The organism is Amycolatopsis sp., from assembly GCF_035276945.1.
Classification (GTDB): Bacteria; Actinomycetota; Actinomycetes; order Mycobacteriales; family Pseudonocardiaceae; genus Amycolatopsis_E.
The window spans coordinates 16912-36817 of sequence record NZ_DATELF010000102.1; the positions used below are offsets into that span (position 1 = coordinate 16912).

10 protein-coding genes are annotated in these 19906 nt (G+C 68.5%); 9 read left to right on the top strand and 1 reads right to left on the bottom strand.

The genetic code is table 11. The features are described from left to right. Positions 1 to 135: 135 nt before the first annotated feature. A complete protein-coding gene (locus VJT49_RS17775; protein ID WP_324165953.1) occupies positions 136 to 1683 on the bottom strand; it encodes a helix-turn-helix domain-containing protein in 1548 nt (515 codons plus the stop codon). Positions 1684 to 2206: 523 nt separating this feature from the next. Between VJT49_RS17775 and VJT49_RS17780 the strand changes: the two genes are divergently transcribed. From VJT49_RS17780 to VJT49_RS17820, 9 genes are all read left to right on the top strand, one after another. Further along, complete coding sequence (locus VJT49_RS17780; RefSeq protein WP_324165954.1) at positions 2207 to 2560, top strand: hypothetical protein; 354 nt, start codon at positions 2207 to 2209, stop codon at positions 2558 to 2560. Between the two features lie 239 nt (positions 2561 to 2799). Then, positions 2800 to 5694, top strand: coding sequence for a LuxR C-terminal-related transcriptional regulator (locus VJT49_RS17785; protein ID WP_324165955.1), 2895 nt, complete (start codon positions 2800 to 2802; stop codon positions 5692 to 5694). A 7-nt stretch (positions 5695 to 5701) separates the two neighbouring features. Continuing rightward, a complete protein-coding gene (locus VJT49_RS17790; RefSeq protein WP_324165956.1) occupies positions 5702 to 8245 on the top strand; it encodes an ATP-binding protein in 2544 nt (847 codons plus the stop codon). 67 nt (positions 8246 to 8312) lie between these two features. Next, positions 8313 to 11156, top strand: a complete 2844-nt coding sequence (locus VJT49_RS17795) for an ATP-binding protein (RefSeq protein ID WP_324165957.1) — start codon at positions 8313 to 8315, stop codon at positions 11154 to 11156. 496 nt (positions 11157 to 11652) lie between these two features. Then, entirely contained in the window at positions 11653 to 12516 is an 864-nt protein-coding gene (locus tag VJT49_RS17800) for a helix-turn-helix transcriptional regulator (RefSeq protein WP_324165958.1), read from the top strand. Between the two features lie 343 nt (positions 12517 to 12859). Further along, positions 12860 to 13516: a hypothetical protein gene (locus VJT49_RS17805; RefSeq protein ID WP_324165959.1), complete on the top strand. Its 657-nt coding sequence runs from the start codon at positions 12860 to 12862 to the stop codon at positions 13514 to 13516. Between the two features lie 334 nt (positions 13517 to 13850). Then, positions 13851 to 15611 (top strand): hypothetical protein, encoded by a 1761-nt coding sequence (locus tag VJT49_RS17810; RefSeq protein ID WP_324165960.1) that lies wholly within the window; start codon positions 13851 to 13853, stop codon positions 15609 to 15611. Between the two features lie 106 nt (positions 15612 to 15717). Beyond that, a complete protein-coding gene (locus VJT49_RS17815) occupies positions 15718 to 16923 on the top strand; it encodes a saccharopine dehydrogenase family protein (protein WP_324165962.1) in 1206 nt (401 codons plus the stop codon). A 235-nt stretch (positions 16924 to 17158) separates the two neighbouring features. Further along, the gene (locus VJT49_RS17820; protein ID WP_324165963.1) at positions 17159 to 19891 is read left to right on the top strand and encodes an aminotransferase class III-fold pyridoxal phosphate-dependent enzyme; all 2733 of its coding nucleotides are present in this window, start codon (positions 17159 to 17161) and stop codon (positions 19889 to 19891) included. Positions 19892 to 19906: the final 15 nt, after the last annotated feature.

Here is a 19906-nt window from a genome sequence, read left to right on the forward strand (position 1 = left end):
AGTCAGGGTGGTGGAAAACGCGCGCTCCTGAGGAGAACCGACGCCGTCGCGGCTGAGCTGTCACGACAGGTGACGCTAAGAACGCCGTCGCGCGGTGTCCAGGCTCTTCCTGCACAGTCAGTGCCCGATGCGGTATCAAAACGCTGCGTCGCCGTCGTGGATCCGCAGGGCGATCAGCAGATCGCAGCGCACCGACGGCGCGTTCAGCAGTGATCTGCCGAGCAGTTCCTCGATCCGCATGAGACGTTTGCGGGCGCCGGGAACGGACAGTCCGAGAGCGGTGGCGGTCGCGTCCAACCGGCCGTTGCTGCCCAGCCAGGCCCGCAGCGTGGCCAGCAGCGGTTCCCGCTCCAGCAGCGGGGACAGCAACGTCCGCGCCCACTGGCGCACCGGTTCAGCGCTCAGCAGTTGCTCGATGCACGATTGCCCGGACGCCCCGGAAGCGGATCGGTACGGGATCAGGCGCAGCGCGAGATGGAGCTTGGCCTGGTTCCCGAGGTCGCCAAGTTCGTAGCCGAGGATGTGCTCGATCCGCCGGAGCCGGGTCGCCAGCGTGTTGCGATGGATCTTCAACTGCCCCGTCGCCCTGCCGTAGAAGGTCAGCCAGGCCCGCAGCGTGGCGATCAGCTCGGCGGTGTCGGGGTCTTGAGCGCGTTCGGGGGTGAAACTCAGCAACGGCGCGAGAACCGTGCTCACCCATGCCTTGCCCGCTGGGCCGATCAGCTCGGCGAGTTCGGTCTGCGCACCGAACACCGTGAACCGGGCCGGGCAGTTCCGCGCTACCGCGAGCGCGTGAAACGCCTGCTCATACCCGGTGGGGGTCTCCCGAAGCGGCACCGGCAGACCGACCCCGACGTACAGCTCGGCAGTGTCGGTGGCTAGCTTGCCGAGAGCCTTGTCCAACACCGAATCCGCTGGTCCGCCGCCGACCTGGGCAAGAACGACAAGGTGGGTGGCATAGACCGGGCATGGGATGATCCAGGCGCGACGCCCGGACACCTCGGCGCACAGCCTGGCCGCCTCGTCCCGCCGTCCAGCGGCAGGGCTCTCGATCAGGTAAACCCGCAGTAGGTCCGGGAGTTGCTGTTGCAGGGCTCCCGCCGCGCGGCGGGCACCGTCCAGTTGCCCGACCATGATCAGATGAAGGACCGCCTCCCGGGCGAAGGACTCCGCGCGCACCACCTCGCGATGTCGACGGTCGGCCCGCTCCGCCTGCCACCGCAACCGGAGCAGGCTCGCCGCGTCCGCGACCACGGTACCGGTTTCACCAGGGAAGCGGCCCCGCCCGACCACCACGAGGGTTGCGTCGGTGTTGATCTCCAGAACCCACATCAGGTAGCCGCCGACGTCGGCGGCGGCGGAACGACGTCGGCCCGCGGTAACGGAGCCGATGACGTCCGCGGCGTCGGCCCACAGCTCTTCCGGCGGCCTGGGAAGGTCGTACCAGGGCTCGCCTCCCGGGCCGAGCAGCACCACCCATCCGTCGAGATGGCCCGCGAGCCAGCGCAGCAGCCGCCGCGCACCATTGGACCTGCTCGCCTCGCGAAGCATGGTCCGGATGACCTGCGGAGCGACGTCCCGGTGCTGCAACTCGCCCGTCATGACCCACTTTCCGGCCGGCTGCGGGTTCGCGAACGGCATCGCCCCGCCGGAGGGTTCCAGCGAAACCAACTCCGCCGCCATCCTACCGGCCGCCCGCGGTCCGGACCGCGAGCGGCCGGGTCGGTCGAGCGGAGCCTCGTACCGCTCCTGGCACGGGGTGTCAGTGTTGGAAATTCATCCAGCGTGTCACCTCATGCTGCCGGCGCTCGGCCACACCGGTGGGAGCCGGCGGTCACCCCGACATCTTGCGTCGCCTGGTTGACGCACCGTTGAACGGAATTGCCGACCTTGCCACTGTTGGTCCGGAACATCTCAATGACTTCATTGTTGAAGGCATGGATGTCTACCGCTTCTTTCGATGTCGAAGTGGTTGATTTCGACCTCGTCTTTTCCTCGAATCAGGGTGAGCAGCGGCCGCTCGTGCATCGCGCCGTTGCGCGTGCCGGCAACGTGAGTAAGCCGGAGCGCGTCGAAAGTGTTGGCAGTCGCGGCCTTGTCCAGACAACAGGCCGGCCCTTCCCCGGCGGTGATGCCGCTGACGCGGCCCTGCCGTCGAGGTCTTCCGGGAGAAAGGTCCGCACCTGTCGCTCGAGGAGATCGTGCAGTGCGCCGGGATGCGCCGGGATGCGCCGGGGATGCCCCGTACAACCGGTTCGGCTCCCGCGAGGTCCTGACCGGCGCGGTGCCCGACCTCGCCGCCGCGGCCTTGGACGAAATGGCGGAGCGGGCGCTCGCCGGTGACGGCCCGTGGGAGGGGTTCGCCGGCTATGTCGCGGACGTTTCCCGGGTGTGGTCAAGGCCCACACCCGCGGCCCGCCACCTCGACATTCGGGTCGGGGAAGACGCGGCCGGGTTCGACGTCCCGCTGTACTCGCACCCCGCACTCGCACTTCGCCAACCGCGTCGGCATGGCGTTCTGGTGCCTGGTTCGGATAACGTTCTAGCATCGGAGTGGTAAATATGGGGGCGGAAGGAGGCCCTCGTGGACGCATTCCGCTGTTACGACGGAGTGTGGCGTGTCCTCGATCGTGCATGTCACGGCGTCGATATCGCACCTCGTGATCGCCGCAGCCGGCCAGCGCCTGACCGATGGGGTGAGCGTTGCCTACCATAGGTGAGCCCGCGTCAAGTCGTGATCAACTAACCATGATCCGTAATGTTCACGTTGACAGCAGGCTTCGGTGTTGAGAAAGGGATGTGTTTCTGGTGGAGAGCGGCGCGGAGGACGCAGGGGACTGCGTCCTACAGCCGGTGCGTGCGAACGCGCTCGCCAAACTCGAGGAAACCGCCGCGGCGGCCCGGCAGCGGAGGGCCGGAGTAGCAATGGTCACCGGCGTGGCCGGGACAGGGAAGACGTGCCTGCTGAAGCGGGCGCGCGCCGAGTTCGAACGTGCCGAGGATACCGTGCTGTTCGCCACCGCCCGACGGGATGGGGCCGCCGGCGAGACCGTGCGCGAGCTGTTCGCCCCGCTCGGGCTCACGGTGCCGGAGGCAGCCTCTTCGCCGCTGCTTGCGGGCGCGGCGCGGTGGGCGCTGCCCGCGCTCCTGCCCGGCACCGGGCCAGCCTCCACAGAGACGAGGGAGGACGCTGAATACGCGGTCCTGCGCGGGTTGTACCGGCTCGCGGTCAACCTGATGGCGGATGGGCCGCTGGTGGTCATGCTCGACGACGCGCACCTTTGCGAACCTCTCGCCCTGCGCTGGGTGGACTTCCTGCTCCGCAGGGCCGCCGACCACCCGCTGCTCGTGGTGCTCGCCTACGACCCGGACGCGGCGGGATCGGGGAGGCAGATGCTGACCACCATCACCGGGCATGCCGCCAAAACCACGATCGAGTTAGGCCCGCTTTCCCGTACCGAGGTCGCGGATTTCATCCGGGCGGTGCTGGGGGCCGAGCCCGAACCGCAGTTCGTCCGGGTCTGCTCGGACCTTTCCAGCGGCCTCCCGGTCTCCCTGCGGACGCTGCTCACCGAGCTCCGCGAGCGTGGCGTACGGCCGGACGCCGGGGGAGCCCGGCGAGTCGCCGAGATCGGCGGCTCGGTGCTGTCCGGGGCGATGCCGGCGCGGTTGGCCGGGCTGCCGGAGAGCATCCGGAAGGTGGCCGCCGGCATCGCCGCGCTGGGTGGAGTCGAACCCCGGACCATCGGCGCGCTGCTCGAGCTGTCCGTGCCCGCGGTAACCGCGGCCGCCGATGTCCTACGCCGGCACGGCCTGCTGGGGGCGGACCGGCTGGAGTTCAGCCACGAGCACGCGCGCGAAGCCGTCCTCGGCGAACTGCCTCCCAGTGAACGAGCCGCGCTCCAGCGGCGTGGCGCACTTCTGCTCCACGACGAGGGATACCCGCCGGAGGATGTGGCCCGGTTGCTCGTCGACCTGCCGGAGCTGGACAAGCCGTGGATGTGCTGCCTCCTCCGGGAGGCGGCGGTTGACGCGGGGCGGCGCGGGGAGCCGAAACTCGCGGTGCGCTACCTCGAGCGCGTGCTGCGGGCGAAACCCGACCACGTCGAGGCCCTGATCGACCTGGCCACAATTCTGTCCGACAGCGATTCGGAAAGGGCATTGTCCCACTTCCTGCGGGCCATCGAACGGACACCCGATCCGATGGTCCGTGCCGAGCTGGTGGTTCGTTTCAAGGCACTTTTGCTCACTGTGCGGAAAGCCGCCCCGGCGTTCCGCACGCTGTCCGAAGTACTGGATACGCTCGACGGGGACCCTGGACAGCTACCTGCCGTCGACGACCTGCGCAGGAACGCTCAAGCCGTGCTGCTGGGCGTTGGCCTGTGCAGCCGGTCGAGTGCGCGGAAAACTCTCCGCCGGGCCCGGACGATCGTGGTTCCGGACGGCGGCACCCCGTCCGGCCGGCTGGTCCTCGGCATGCTGGCGGCCACCGAGATGCTGGACGGCGGGTCCGGGGAGCAGGCGGCGGAGCGCGCCACGGCCGCGCTCTCGGGCACCCTCAACGTCGTCCATGGACCGCTGATCGTGGCGGCAAGGGTCCTCGCTTACGCCGGCCGGCCGGCGGAAGCGCTCGCGGCGCTGGACCGGATCGTGGCGGCCACCGGTGGGACCGACGATGTCCGGACGCGCTGCGACGCGCTGGCTGCCAGATCCTCGGTGGCGGCGGGCATGGGGCGACCCGCCGAGGCCGCGGCCGACGCCTGGGCCGCGATGGAGCTGGCACTGGGTGAGACCTGGCCCAGCCCTCGGCTCGCCTTCGTATCCCTGTTGCTGAACCGAGACGAGCCCGTGCGGGCCGAGGCGGTGCTCGCCGAGATGCGTCATCCGGAATTCGTGCCGGAGTACCACGAGATGCTCATGGTGCAAGCTCGGGCGAAGCTCCTGCTGCGCGACGTGGAAGGCGCGCTGTCCCTCCTGCTCTGGTGCGGCCGCAGCGTGGCGGAGACCGGGATCCGGAGCGCCATGCCGGTGCCGTGGTGGTTCGACGCCGCGCTCATCCTGGCCGGGCAGGAGCGCCGGCCGGAGGCGCTCGCCCTGATCGAGGCGCAGGAGGAGACGATCACCCGCTGGGGCACGCCGGAGAGCATCGGGCTCGGCCTGGTAGCACGAGGGGCCGCCAATGGCGGACGGCCGGGGCTGGAACTCATCGTGCAGGGCGTCGAGCGGCTGGCGGCTTCTCCGGCCCGGATCAGCCAGCTTCGGGCCGAGATCGTGCTGGGCCGTGCGCTGTTGTACTCCGGCGATGACGCGGGGGCACGCAAGTCCCTGCACCGTGCGGTCGAGCTGGCGGTGCGGTGCGGTTGCCTGGCGCTCGGCGCGAGCGCGAAGGGTCTGCTCGTGGCCGCCGGGGGCCGGACCCGGAAGCACGGCGGCGGGCTGGCGGACCTGCTGACCGCCGCCGAGCTGCGGGTGGTCGAGCGTGCCGCGGCCAGGGCGACCAACCGCGAGATCGCGGAAGCGCTGTTCGTCACGCTGCGCACCGTCGAGACCCATTTGTCCAATGTGTACCGGAAGCTCGGCGTGTCGTCCCGCGTGGAGCTCGTCCCGGTGCTCCGGAAGTTCTCTGGGACGGAACGAGATATCGAGCCGGTGGCCGTCGTGGCGGCATCCGGGAAGACGCTCGGATGGGAGTAGGGGCACGGTGGGCAGGAGTGACCTCGGGGCGGACATCGTCCTGATCGAGCGTGACGAGGAACTGGCGCTGTTCCGACGGCTCGTGAAGGAGACCATGGCGGGACGGGCGGCGGTCGTCGAGATCGCCTCGGCACCTGGCCACGGGCGCACCAGCCTGGTCGAGGCGGCGGTGACGCTGGCCGAGCAGGCCGGCGTCAAGGTGCTGTACGCCCGAGGATCGCAGGCCGAAACCTGCCTCAACCGCGGGGTGGTGTCCCAGTTCCTCGCCAGACTCGCACCTGCCGGGGAACCACCCGGCCCAGCCCGCCCCGTACCGCCCGCGGCGCTCTGCCAGACCTTCCTCTCGGCAGCCCGGGAAACCCCGCTGATGCTCGCGCTCGACGACGCGCACTGGATCGACGAGTACTCCTGGCAGTGGCTGCTGGCCCTGTTGCGCCGGGTCGGCGAGACAGCGCTTCTGGTCGTCTTCTCGACCGGGCAGCGGGGGCAGACACGTGAGGCGATGGTGGCCGACGTGCGCGAGAGGGTTGTCGCAGGAGGTGTGGGGTGGCACCTCCTGCGGCCGTCGCCGCTGAGCGTGGCGGGTGTCCGGCGGCTGCTCGCGGAGGCCGGCGAGGCGGAGCCGCAGGATGGGTTCGTCGATGACGCGATGTACATGACCTGCGGCTTGCCGGCAGTGTTCCGGTCGGTGACCGAAGGGCTCCGCAGGGGCGAGCTCACCGCGACCGTCGAACACCGATCGGCACTCGACGCGTGCTTACGGGTCGACGTCTTCTACTGGGCCGACGAGATGGCCGCCGAGCTCACGGCCGAGCAGCTCACCCTGCTCCGGGCGATCGCGGTCTGCGGTGACGACCTCGAGTGGGAGCTCGTCGTGTCGCTCGCCCGGCTGGACAACCGCAGCGCGTCGCGGACGGCGGAGGAACTGAGAGGCCAGGGCGTGCTGCTCGGCGGCGACCCGCCACGCCTGCTGTGCCCCTTCACGCGCGAGCGGGTCATGGCGCAGATGACCCGTTCCGAGCGCGAGGAGCTCTTCGCCAGGGCAGCGGAGCTGGGGCACCGGGCCGCGATCGGCTCGTCCGACCTGGCTCGGCTGCTGTGCTCGGCACCGGCGCTCGGGCAGCCCTGGGCCATCCGCGCGCTGCGGGAAGAGGCGGCCCTGGCCGACGCCGACGGGCAATCCGAAACGGCCGCGCGGTTGCTGGTGCGCGCCATGCAGGAGCCGCTGGACGAGGTGGCCAGGGCGCGCCTGCTGACCGACCTGGCCTCGGTCGAGGTGCTGCACGCGCCGGAACAGAGCGATCGCCGTCTGGTCCAGGTGATCGAAGCACCGGGTTCGGACTGGATCGGACCGGTCCGCGTCCACTCCGCCGACCTGCTGCTGGCCAGGGGAAACACCGAAGCCCTGCAGGACGCGGTCTCGGTGGCGCTTGCCTCGCCGAGCCTCCCGGCGGGCGACCGCGCCGCGCTCGAGGGCCTGCATTGGCTCGCCGTGGACGGTCCGCACGATGCGCCGGTCCAGATGCGGCCGGCGCCCCCGCTACCCGAGCGGCCCACCGATCTCACGCAGTGCGCCGCCGTGGCGTGGCAGTTGCTGGTGCGCGGGCAGGACAGGGCGCGCACCGTGGCGCTGGCGCGCGCGGCGCTCGCCGCCGGCCCGGACGCGCCGCTGTCCCCGCGCATCATCGCCAGCCGGACCCTGCTCCTCACCGACGGTATGGCCGAGGCGGAGGCCGGGCTGGACGCGGTCCTGGTTGACGCGCGGCGTCGGGGCACCCGGACCGCGTCCGCTTGGGCGTGGTTGATGCGGGCGAACCTGGACGTCCGGAACGGCGACCTCGACGAGGCCGCCGCCGACGTCGATCGTGCGCTGGCGATGTTGCCGCTGCGGTGCTGGCATCCGATGGCACAGCCGTCCGTGCTCGCGATCCAGGCACTGGTTCATCTGGAGGCGGGTGAGCTGGATCGCGGGCGGGAGGTCCTCGCTACGGAACTTCCCGCCGGCGTCGAATCCAGCCTCGGTTGGAGCCAGTGCCTGATGGCCAAGGGGGTGTTCTTGCTGCTGACCGGGGAGCCGGGGCACGCCGCCGAGTACCTGCAGGAGGCGGGCCGGCGGATGCTGGCCCGGCAGTGGATCAATCCGGCGGTGGCCGGGTGGCGGTCGTTCGCGGCGCTCGCACACCGAGCAGTCGGGAACACTGAGGAAGCCGAGCGGCTCGTCACCGAGGAGCGAGCGCTCGCTGAGCGCTGGGGGTCGCCGAGTGCGCTGGGCGGCGCGCATCTGGCGGCATTCATGGTGCTGGACGGCCCGGCACGGCTGGACAGCCTGGTGGCGGCGGTCGACGTGCTGCGGGAATCGCCCTCACGGCTGCGGTACATCAGGGCCCTGATCCAGCTGGCGGAGGTACGGCGCGAGGCCGGGGAGCCGGGCGAGGCGGTGCGGCTGGCCACGGAGGCAGGCGAACTCGCCAGGGCGAACAGGGCACACGACCTCGCCAACCAGGCGCGGGAACTGGGCTGGGATCCCCTCCCGACGCCCCCGCCCCCCTGAGAGAAGGCAGTGGCCGTTGCGTGCACCTGCTCGGTGCAACCTTATTGACAGCCGGAGGTTCCGACACGTGTTGCTCGAACGAGACAGCGAGCTGGAGATCGTCTCCGCGGCGCTGCGATCCGCCCACCAGGGCGGTGGGTCGCTCCTGGTGATCAACGGTCCACTGGGCAACGGCAAGTCGGAGTTGCTGCGCACTTTGCCCGGCCTGGCCGACCAGGACAGCACCAGAGTGCTCAGCGCGGGCGCCTCGGCCCTCGAACAGGACTATGCCTTCGGGGTGGTGCGCCAGCTCCTGGAACCCGCTTTGCTCGGCGCCGCCGAGCCGGACCGGGAACGGTGGCTCTCCGGTGCCGCGGGGCTCGCCGAGATGGCCTTCGCCGAAGACGCGTTCGATGGCCTGGGCCACCGGCCGGTCGCGGTGCGGCAGGCGGTACTGCTCGGGCTGCAGGCACTTGTCGAACGGATGAGCGCCGAGCAGACCCTGCTGATCCTGGCCGACGATCTGCAGTGGGCCGACGAGCCATCGCTGCAGTGGCTCGTCCATTTGGAGAACAGGCTGAGCCGGTTCCGGGTGCTGGCCGTGGTCACGGTCCGGGACGGCGACCTGGCGTCGGACCGGCGGCCGGTGCGGGCCATCACCAGGGCAGCCTCCCAGGTGCTTCGGCCACGACTGTTCTCCCTGGCGGGCACACGTGCGTTCGTCGCCGACCAGTGTGGCGAAGCCGGAGACGAGGAGTTCGTCCTCGCCTGCCACGAGACGACCGACGGCAACCCCATGTTCTTGAAGTCGGTCCTGCTCAACCTGTCGATCAACGGCATCCCGCCGCGGGCCTCCCATGCCGGCGAGGTGCGCTTGCTGCGCCCTGCGCAGCTGCGCGACCGCCTGATCGACTGCCTCGGCTCGCAGCCCGAATCGGTCCGCAACCTCGCCAAGGCGATGGCGATTCTGAGCGATCAGACCGACCTGGAGGTGATGGGGCGGCTCGCCGGCCTCGACGCCGTGGGCTGCGCGGAGGCGATACGGGTCATGCACCAGTTGGGCCTGCTGACCACCCCGCCGCAGCCGCGGTTCATCCACCACGTCGTGCAGGACGCGGTCGAGGAGTCGATGACCGTCGAGGAGCGCGAGCGGCTGCACATCGAGGCGGTGAAGTTGCTCCACGGCAGCGGGTACACCGCCGAGCAGGTAGCAGCGCAGTTGCTGGCGGTCGCCTCACCGCAGGGGCGGTGGGCCATTGAAGTGTTGCGCGCCGCGGCCAGCACCGCGCTGCGGCGGGGTGCTCCGGAAACGGCCTCGCGTTATCTGCGCCGCGCGCTGCTCGACGCATCACCGGACGGGGAGGACCGGGCCTGTCTCCTGGTCGAACTCGCGACGGCTGAGCGGTTGTTCAACGCGCGTGCCTCGGTACGGCACATCAGCCACGCGCTTCCGCTGCTGAGTTCCGTACGGGACCGGGCGCGGGCGGTGGTGGGGTTGGCGCCGGGCCTGCTGAGCGAAGTCCCGCCCGTTGTCCACGCGCTGATTCGCCAGGTGTTCGACGAGTTGGGCGACGCGGCCCTGCTGGCCGGCCCGGACCGGGAGCTCAAGCTACGCATCGAGGCTCGTTTGCGGCATCTCGGCTACGCGGATCCGGCGGAGCTGGCCGACGGGATCAGGCGTCTTGACGGGCTCGGGGACGAGCCCGCGGTGGACACTCCAGCGGAGCGGGAGTTGCTCACCATGCTGCTGTTCGCGGCCACCCTCACCATTCGTAAGCCGGCATCGCTGGTGGCCCGCCTCGCCGAGCGGATCCTGGAGCGGGAGCCCGCCTCACCTTCGCAGGTGCACACGGCACTGCCCATGCTGGTGTCCGCCCTGGTGGCCGCGGAATCGACCGAGCGTCTCACGCCCTGGCTGGAGATGTCCCTCGACCACGCCCGCAAGCACGGGGCGGTCATCGAGCAGGCCCTGATCCGGACCGAGCAGGCCCTGGTCGCCTTGCACACGGGCCGGATCGCGGAAGCCAAACGCGCCGCGGCGGACGCGTTCGAGCTCGGCGCGCTCGACTGGAACACCCTCAGCTCCACCACCGCGATCGCGATGGCCGCGGTGGCGAGCGTGACCTGGGACACCGAGCTGATCAGGAACGTGCTGGCCAGCTACGGCGACGAGACCTTGAACGCCTGCCTGGCCGCGATGCTGCACCTGTCGCGGGGCACGCTGGCCGTGACCGCGGGGGATCTGCGGGAGGCACTCGAGCATTACCAGGAGTGCGGCCGGCAGCTGGCCAATTCGGGCTGGCGCAACCCCGTGCTGTACCCGTGGCGTGCGATGACCGCCGACCTGCACCGGCGCCTCGGCGAGGCGGACCGGGCGCGCGAGGTCGCCGAGGAGGACTGCCTACGGGCGGCCGAGTGGGGGGCACCATCGGCTCTCGGGCGTGCCAAGCGGGTCCTGGGTGATGTCGTCGCGGGCGAGACGGGCGTCGCCGTGCTCCGGGAGTCGGTCGACATCCTGGAGGGCTCGGTCAACAAGCTCGAACTGGCCCGGTCGTTGTTGCGACTCGGGATCCGGCTCGGGGAGCAGAACGATCCGGACGCAGCCGGGTACCTGCGGCGGTGCTATCAGCTCGCGGTCGATTGCGGTGATTCGCGCCTTGCCGAACGGGCGTGGGTGAGCGGTCTCGAGGCCAAGAGCGGGGACTCCCGCGCCGCGTGCCCGTCGTTGACGAAGACCGAGCTCCGGGTGGCGTGGCAGGCTGTCGCGGGGTACACCAACCAAGACATCGCGCAGTTCTTCGGGGTGAGCCAGCGCGCGGTCGAAAAGCACCTCACGAACGTGTACCGCAAGCTCGACGTTCGGGGCCGGGCCGATCTCGCCGGGATCCTGCCGCCGGCCGATCCGGGCGCGGCGCTCGCCGGGCGGGCCTGAGGGTGCCCCGGCGCTCCGAGGGATAGGTGAGTAATCCGTACCTTTCCCCGCGGGCCGAGCGCCATACCGAACCATCGCGCACCGACCACGGTCTTTGGGCGTGACCGGCCCGCATTCATTGACGGCTTCCGGCACCCCTTCATACGATCAGGCGGTGAAAAACGCACCGCCATGGGTGTGATTGACGCATCTGATTTTGTTTATTGGTTTCCGATCTGTTTCCAACGCGGAAAGAACAGGGGAGACGAGTATGAGTGAGGCCGGCGTCGCCGTTCTTGGCGAGCGGTGGAGAGGTCGAGGCGACGGGAGGCCGGAAGAGGGCGGAGCGGTACCTGATCCGCACCGGTCAGGGGCCGACGCCGGGTCTCGAACGCAGTTCGGCAGCGGGTTGCCCGCTTCGGGGCAGGACCTGTACCGCTCTATCCACCTGCGCGGGAAGGTTCGGCACGACGAGCTGTCGTCGCCGGCCACCGTTCGGTCCGACCTCGATGCGTTGATGAAGCTGGGGCTGGTCGTCTCCGAAGGCGGCTGGGTGACCGCGATCCCCTATCACCAGGTCATGGCCGGGCTGGTGGCCGAAGAGGCGCGAATACTCGAACAAGCGCTGGAGACGGTCCGGGATACGCGGTGGCGGCTCCACGCTCTCCTCCGCGAAGGCATTTCGCTGTCTGGAGACAGCCCCGGAACGGTGCTTTCGACCAGGGGCGGCGACGAGCGTGCCGACGGGTGCCCGTACGGCGCTCGGACACGGCCACACACCGACCTGGCGGCCATGCAACCCGGAACGCGCTTCAGCCAGGAGTTGCTGAACGCCACCCTGAAGTGGGCCGAAGCCGACATCGCCGCGGGCATCAGGTTTCGGGTCGTGTACCAGACAGGGGCGCTGTCGCATCCTCCCTCCGCCGAGTGCCTCCGCCGGATGGAACAACTCGGCGGCCAGGTCAGGCTGAGCGCTAACCTGCCGTTCCGTCTCATGCTCATCGATGGGAAAACGGCCGTCTGTCACCTACCGGGGCAGGACGGCCCCGACGAGACACTGTTGCTGCAGGGCACCGGTGTGCTCGCCCTGCTCCGCCGTCTGTTCGAGACAACCTGGCTCGATTCGGTCCCCCTCAGCGCCCACCTGGAGGATCAGCGCACTGCCGGGGAGGAGGACGTCAAGCCCGCGCCCGTGCTCACCAGGGAGCAGAAGGCGATCGTGCGATACCTGGCTGATGGGGCGACCGACCAGGCGATCGCGCATTCCCTCGGCGTCACTCCGCGTACGGTGACCCGGCGGGTCACCGAGATCTACCAGGTACTGCGCGTGCGAAGTCGCTTCCAGGCCGGGGTGATGGCACGGCGGATGGGGCTGGTATGACGGGGTGAGATCAACTCCGATCACGAGGGACCGGACGCGCGCGTGTCCGAACGACGGGCTGCCAGGGCTGCGTTTTCGAGATTGTTCCGGCAGGCCGCCGGCCGGCGATGAGTTTCGTAAAATGCCTTGACCGTATTTGTGCCGACCCGGAAATAACAAGGCGCCGCGCGCCGGAATCAAGATGACCGTCGACACTTCCGGTGGCCGGCCAACCGAGGATTCCGCCTGTCCGTGATATCGCGAGCCTCGCGATATCACGGACAATTTCTCGCTCTTGCCCGCAGCTCCCACCGGAGTCCCATTCCGAATTCAGAGGTGTCGCAGACCGGACAAGCACAGTGCATTGCTTTTGGCAGCCCGCGGCCAACGTGATTCACCTTCCTCGGGAAGGAAATTTCTGAAGGGTGCAAAACCAGCCAGCCGGATGGCCGGATCTGCTGAATTCATCGGCCCTCCGGCCGACATTTCGTCATACGGAGGAAAAATGGAAGAATTCCGCGTGCCCGGTCCATTATCGCGATTGCGGCGATTTGCCACGCATCGCAAGGGTGTCGCGATCGCGGTTCCGCTTGCCGCGGTCGCGCTCGCGATCGGTACGGGGACGGCCGTAACTGCCGGTGGGATGTCGACGGCCTGCATCCTGACTGACGCCGCCGGCAACCAGAACGGCGGCTGGAACGACCCGGTGGCCAGCCCCGATCCGCAGACCGTAGAGCGTACCGTGGGCTCGACCCGGCTCGAAGTCGAATGGCAGGGGACTTCGCAGGAGTACCCCGCCAATGCGGCCGCGAACTGCACTGTGACCTGCGACAAGGGTGCGTCGGCGCCATACCGCAGGGTGCTCGACCTCATCGGCGACAACTCCTCCGGACCCGGCACCTATCAGGATCACGACAACCGTTGCCTCGTCACGCGACCCGCAGCACTGGTTTGTCGAGAAGTGAACAGTTACTCGAGTTTCTTGGATATGATTTGGCATATTTCGGTTCGGCCGGTGTGATAAATCCCCGGATTGGCTACCGTGAACCGCGACTCGTGTGTTGCCGTTCTTATGGCAGGTATCGATGTTTCCCGCGGGAGGAGTCCGCAGTGCCATGAAAACGCGAGTGCGTACCTTGGTGGCGCCGGTGATCGGCACACGAAAGCGGTACCTGCCCGTTGCGGTCGCGGCCCGGCCACTCAACTCCGAACGCCGCCTGGCCGGCCGTGTCCGACTTCGGCCCCGCGAACGGCGACAGCGTCGGCCCCTGGCAAGGTCTCGCCCCTTCGTGCGCCGTCACCTGTGGTGGTTGACGCATGAATGATGACTTTTTTCTGAATGGAGTGGTTTTTTCGTGGCAGTCAACGCGGTGGTGGCGGGTGCCGCGACCGACGCACCTCGTGGCCGGGAAAAAAAGAATTTTGTCAAGTGGCCCGTAAACCTGCCCGCGTTTCTTTCGGTTCTCGGCGGTGTGGCGTTGATCGCCTGGCACGCGTCGCGGTATGGGGCATGGGTGGTGGATGACGCCGGCATTACGTTCGCCTATTCCCGCAGTCTGGCTGAGGGGCTTGGTCCGGTGGTGCAACCGGGCGCGGAGCCGGTGGAGGGCTATTCCAATCCGGCCTGGATGGCGTTGCTGGCCCTGGGGCGGTTACTCGGCCTGTTCGACCATGGCACGTTGTTCGGCATACCGGACTATGTTCTGTTCCCGAAAGCCCTTGCGTTAGGGTGCTGCGCCGGAATTCTCGTGGCGGGCTACGTGGCGGCGCGCGCGGTGACCAGCCGGCCGTGGCTGGTGACCGCGGTATTCGGTGCGGTACTCGCGGCTGTTCCGTCGTTTGTGATCTGGTGTTTTTCCGGGCTGGAGAATTCCCTGTACGCGCTGACCGTGGTGTGGCTGGCGGTGCTGGTGTTCCGCGCGGTGCTGGATGATCGGCTGCTGTCGGCGCGGGTGGCGCTGTCGGCCGGTGGGCTTGCCGCCCTCGCCGCGCTCACCCGGCCGGAAGGCCTCCTCTACGCCGCCGCCTACCCCCTGGTGGTGCTGATCGGGCTCCGCAGGACCACCCTCGGGCCCAGCCTGCGTCGGAGCGTACTGTCCACCCTCGCCTTCACGGTGCCCACCGGGACCTATTTCTGCTGGCGGTACCTCGAATTCGGCCGTCTGCTGCCCAACACCGTGGTGTCCAAACGGCAAGCCGCTCCGGCCATTGAGAACCTGACCCGCTCCGGGGAACTGGTCACCTACGCCGGCGCGCCCGCGGTGTTGGTCCTGACCGCCCTCGTCGGGCTGTCACTGGGCCGACCAGGCCGGTGGCGGGCCGGATTCCTCGCGCTGCACGTGCCGCTGACGCTCGCCCTGACCGCCTACGCGGTGCTGCAACCCGACTGGATGGGACAGTTTCGCTTCGCCACCCCGGTCTGGGCGCTGGGCGCCCTCACCAGCACACTTGCCGCGGCCGACGCCGTGCGCCGGGCCCGCGCCCGCGCCCGCGTCCTGCTGGCCGCGACCCTGGCCGCCGCGATGATCCCCTCAGCCGCGTCGTTCACCACCGCCGCCGAGCAATTCCGCGCCGCCCCGACCTTCCCGCTGTGTTTCATCGCCGACCGCTACGGACGAGTGTTCAACGCCTACGCCGACATCCTCGGCACCGACCACGCGTCCCTGCTCGTGGCCGATCTGGGCGGATCCGCCATGACCAGCCGGCTCCACCTGGTCGACCTTGGCGGGCTCGCCGACCCCACGATCGCCACCTACATCCACGACGGCGACCTGACCGGCCTGCGAAACCACGTGTTCACCACCATCAAACCCACCTTCATCACCTCCCACCTACACGGCGGCGAGCTGAACGGCATACCGACCGATCCACGACTGAACCAGGACTACTACCCGATCTTCACCTCCCCCCACCCCGACCCGGTGCCCAGCGGCGACTGGGTACGCAAAGACGCCGTACCCACACCAGCCACCCTCACCGAACTCCGCGCCTACGCCGACACCAACACCGCACGCGTCGATCGCACTCTGAACCAGGGAAACCTGACCGCATCCGGCTGGCCGAACAACTGTGGCCCCACCCTCCGGGCAGGTCAAACCCAGACCAGCCGCCGCTGACTGGACCATCCGAAAGCCGAGGCCTCGATCTTCCCGGGCGGCGGCTAAAGAAATGAGCATTTGTTCTTTCAGTTGCTTTACGTGCTGGTTCGAGGAAGATGGCTTCATGCGAATACTCGCACTGGGTGGCAACGGCAGCGTTGGGCGTTACACGTGCCGGATCGTCGCCGGCCTGGACGGCGTGTCGGAACTCGTGATCGCCGATCTCGATGGGGCGCAGGCGACAACCTTCGCCAACCAGCTCGGCAACCGCGCCCGTGGCATTGGCCTCGACGTCTCCAACGCCACCGCACTGGAGGCCGCCTTGCGCGGCGCGGACGTGGTGCTGAACACGGTTGGGCCGTTTTTCCGGTTCGGTGTTCCCGTGTTGACCGCGGCGATCGAGGCCGGCTGCCACTACCTGGATATCTGCGATGACTGGGAACCGACCCTCGACATGCTCGCGCTGTCCGAACGGGCGCGGGCCGCCGAGGTCACCGCGCTGATCGGCATGGGTGCCACGCCTGGCGCGTCCAACCTGCTCGCGCTGGTCGCGGCCGGTGAACTGGGCAGCGTGCACACGGTGATCACCGGGTGGAACGTGGCGGCGACCAGGCCCGCCGGAGAGGCGGCGTTGGTGCACGGAATCCGGGAGATGACCGGCACCATCCGGGTGCGGCGCGACGGCAGGGCCGTTGACGAGCCCCCGCTGCGCCGGGAGATCATCGATTATCCAGGGTGTGGCCAACGGCCGGCGTTGACGTTCGGCCATCCGGAGCCGGTAACCCTGGATCGCACCATCGACGGGGTGACCACCAACCTCAACGTGGTGACCGGCTTCACCAGGCTCATGACGGTGTTGCGGTGGACCGTGGATCACGGTGTGCTTTCCCTGCGCCGCGCTGCCCGGTTCGCCGGGTGGCTGGAACGGCACCAGGCCGTGCCCACCCCGGCCGAGTTGTTCGCCCCGGCCGGTTTGCCTCCGCTGTTCGCGCTGGCGCGCGGGACGAAGGACGGCGTGCCGGCTACGGCCGCGGCCGCGCTGACCGCGTTTCCCGGTCTTTCCATGGCCGCGGTCACCGGGGCTCCGCTCGCTGTCGCCCTGCGATTGCTCCTGAGCGGAGCCATTTCTCAGCACGGGGTTTTCGCGCCGGAGGTGGTCATGGATCCCCGAGCGTTCTTCGCCGAGCTTCGGTCCTTCTGCCCCGGGCCGCCGAATCCCGGCGACCTGGTGCTGGTCACCAGGTCGTGGGATGCCAACGCGGGGTCGGCGTTCCGGGCCGGCATGGCGCGGGCGCGCGCCGACGTGGAGCAGTTCGCCCGCCGGTCATGAGCGTGAGCCGGCTGCGCCGTGGCGCTGGAACACCTGGTTTTCCGTAGTTTGCCTGGTGTCACGAGTTCCCTGTCCTACGGAAAGCCGTGGTGACATGGCGCGCCGCGCGTCGGTATGTTCGGATCGTGGGGCGAGGGGAGATGATGAGCGTTGGTTCTTGACGTTCGGCAAATCTATTCACGCTTGAATTCGGATACTATTTCCATTGGCGAGAAAACCATGCGAAGGAAAATTCATGGAGGGTCATAGTCCGCTGTCCGTGTCGGCGAGAAAATTGGAATCGAATCTTTCGGGCGACCCGGCCCGAATATCGGTCGCCGACCCCGGCCTGTCCCGGCTCCGGCTGGCTGCCGCCGCCGTTGCGGAAGCAGGCAGGATCGGCTGGTGGAGCGCATTTTACCTGGTACGCTTCCTGCTCGGCCGAGGCCGTGGCCGCGATGCGCGGCTGCGTACCGCCGCCCTGTTGCGCGGTTATCTGTTGCGCATGGGACCGTTGTACATCAAGGCCGGGCAGGTGCTCGGTACGCAGTCCGGACTTCTGTCCAAACAGGAAACCGACGAGTTCAGATCCTTTTTCTCGGAACTGCCGCCGATGAGCGATGCCGCACTGCGCAAGGTGCTACGCAATGGCCTCGGCGCGCCGGTGGAGCAGATGTTCTCCTCGTTCGAATGGACTCCGGTCGCGGTCGGCTCGGTCGCGCAGGTGCATCGCGCCGTGTTACCCGAGGGCGACCCGGTCGCGGTGAAAGTGGTCAAAGCCGGAGTCCGGGCCCGGCTGGTGGCCAGTTCGTGGCTGTTGGAGAAACTGCTGCGAATCGGGCACCTCATGTCCCGCCGGTTGCGCAAATACGAGGTACCCGCACATTTCGCCGAACTGCGCCCGTTGCTCACCGGACAGTGCGATATGCGGCAGGAGGAGCTGCGGCAGGCCGAGGTGGCGCAGAACTTCAGCAACCATCCTTACCTCCGGGTTCCCCGTACCCACGACCGGCTGTGCGGGCCGGACATCCTGATCATGGAGTACGTGGACGCGATCCGCGGCCAGGACGTGGAACTGGTGGACTTCCCCCGGCCCGCGCTGGCCGCCCGGCTACAGGACGTCTTCTACTGCATGGTGTACTTCCACGGCTTCTTCCACGTCGACCCGCATCCGGGAAACCTGATGTTCGGCGCCGATGGCGAGGTGGTACTGCTTGATTTCGGGCTGGTGGGGCGGCTGTCCGAGGATGACAAGTGGAACCTCTCCTCGTTCTACTACGCCTGCGTCCTCGGCCAGTGGGAGTTGGCCGTCGAGCGGTTCACCCGGGCGTTCGTGCCGCAACCGCGGCGGCTGGCCCCCACTCAGTCGCGTTACGCGGCCGAACTCGCCGACGTGCTGCGCGCGCACTTCGAGCGGCAGACCGACCGGTGGTCCACCATGGCCTTTTTCGACGACGCCACCCGGCTGGTGCGCGCGCACGGTGCCCGGGTCTCCACCCGGTTCTCGTTGCTGGCGCTGTCGCTGCTCACTGGCGAGGGAGTGGTTTCGCAGGTCGATCCGGACATCGATATCTGGCGCAACGCCCGCCGCTTCACCGACCGTTTCTCGCCGTACCTCAGCGAGGAGTTGAAGGAACGGTTCGAGCGGGAGATCGGCCGCCAGGTGCCGAACTCGATGTCGGCCCGGCGGGAGGCCGCGAACTACCTGGTCGCACCGACCCACCTGGACCGCTTCGTGCTGCCCAGCGCGTTTCCGCTGGTGGTGCGCGAGGCGTCCGGCGCCAAGTTCCTGGACCTGGACGGAAACGAGTACATCGACCTGTCCTGCGGATATGGGCCGCATGTGCTCGGCTACGCCCATCCCGTGCCGGTACAGGCCATCCAGGACGCGGCCGCGCGCGGCGCGGTCAACGCCATCGGCAACCCGAGTGAGCTACAACTCGCCCGGCACATCGCCGAAGCGTTCGGCACCGGATCCAAGGTGATCCTGAGCAACTCGGGCACCGAGGCGGTGCAGATGGCGTTACGCATCGCGCGCGCCTACACCGGACGCCAGCGCGTCGGCAAATTCGAGGGTCACTACCACGGGTTCTCCGACCAGGGCACGGTCAGTTCCTGGTTCCGGTACAGCGGCAGTCCGGACAGCCCGGAGCCGATCGCGAACTCCGCCGGCACGCAACGCTCGGTGGTGGCGGACACGCTGGTCCTCCAGTACGGCGAAGCGAACTCGCTGGCGCGCATCGAGGCACAGGCGGCGAGCCTGGCGTGCGTCGTCCTGGAACCAATGCCGGCCGCCCTCGCCGACTTCGACGAAACGTTCCTGCGTGAGTTGAAGAACGTCTGTGCCCGTAACGGCATCCTGGTCATCTACGACGAGGTGGTCACCGGCTTCCGGGTGCACTATGGCGGCGCCCAACACCTGGCCGGGGTGGAGCCGGACATCACCTGCCTCGGCAAGGTGATCGGCGGTGGACTGCCGTGCGGCGCGGTGGTCGGCCGCGCGGAGGTCATCGATATCGCCCGCACCACCCAGGACCCGTTCCTGGACGTGGACAGCAGGGCTTTCGTGGGCGGCACGATGAGCGGAAACTCGATCACGGCGGCAGCCGGCGTGGCGGTGCTGGAACATCTGCGCGACCACCCGGAGGTATACACCGGGTTGCGGCAGAAAACCGCCTGGCTGACGAAGGAGATGAAAGCGCACGCGGTCGAGCACGGCATTCCCTGCAATGTCAAGGGCAGCCACTCGGTCTTCTCGATCACCTTCGACTACGCGAGCCCGCGACTGGTCCGCGACCGCCTGGTCGGTTCGAATATCAAGGCGAATCTCGCACTGGCCTACTACCTGCGGAAACACGGTGTCTACATGCCGGAACTGCACACCATGTTGCTCAGTGACGCGCATTCGGAAACCGAGCTGGAAAAGGTTTCAAAAGCTTTTGGAAGCAGCATAGGAGAAATGGTGGAAAATGGATTCTTCACGAGCTGAAAGAAAGCATTCGAC

Bases quoted from the DNA above. Each gene is read 5' to 3' on its own strand.
- VJT49_RS17775 (WP_324165953.1), bottom strand. From the start codon at position 1,683: ATGGCGGCGGAGTTGGTTTCGCTGGAACCCTCCGGCGGGGCGATGCCG.
- VJT49_RS17800 (WP_324165958.1), top strand. From the start codon at position 11,653: ATGAAGCTGGGGCTGGTCGTCTCCGAAGGCGGCTGGGTGACCGCGATC.
- VJT49_RS17815 (WP_324165962.1), top strand. From the start codon at position 15,718: ATGCGAATACTCGCACTGGGTGGCAACGGCAGCGTTGGGCGTTACACG.
- VJT49_RS17820 (WP_324165963.1), top strand. From the start codon at position 17,159: ATGGAGGGTCATAGTCCGCTGTCCGTGTCGGCGAGAAAATTGGAATCG.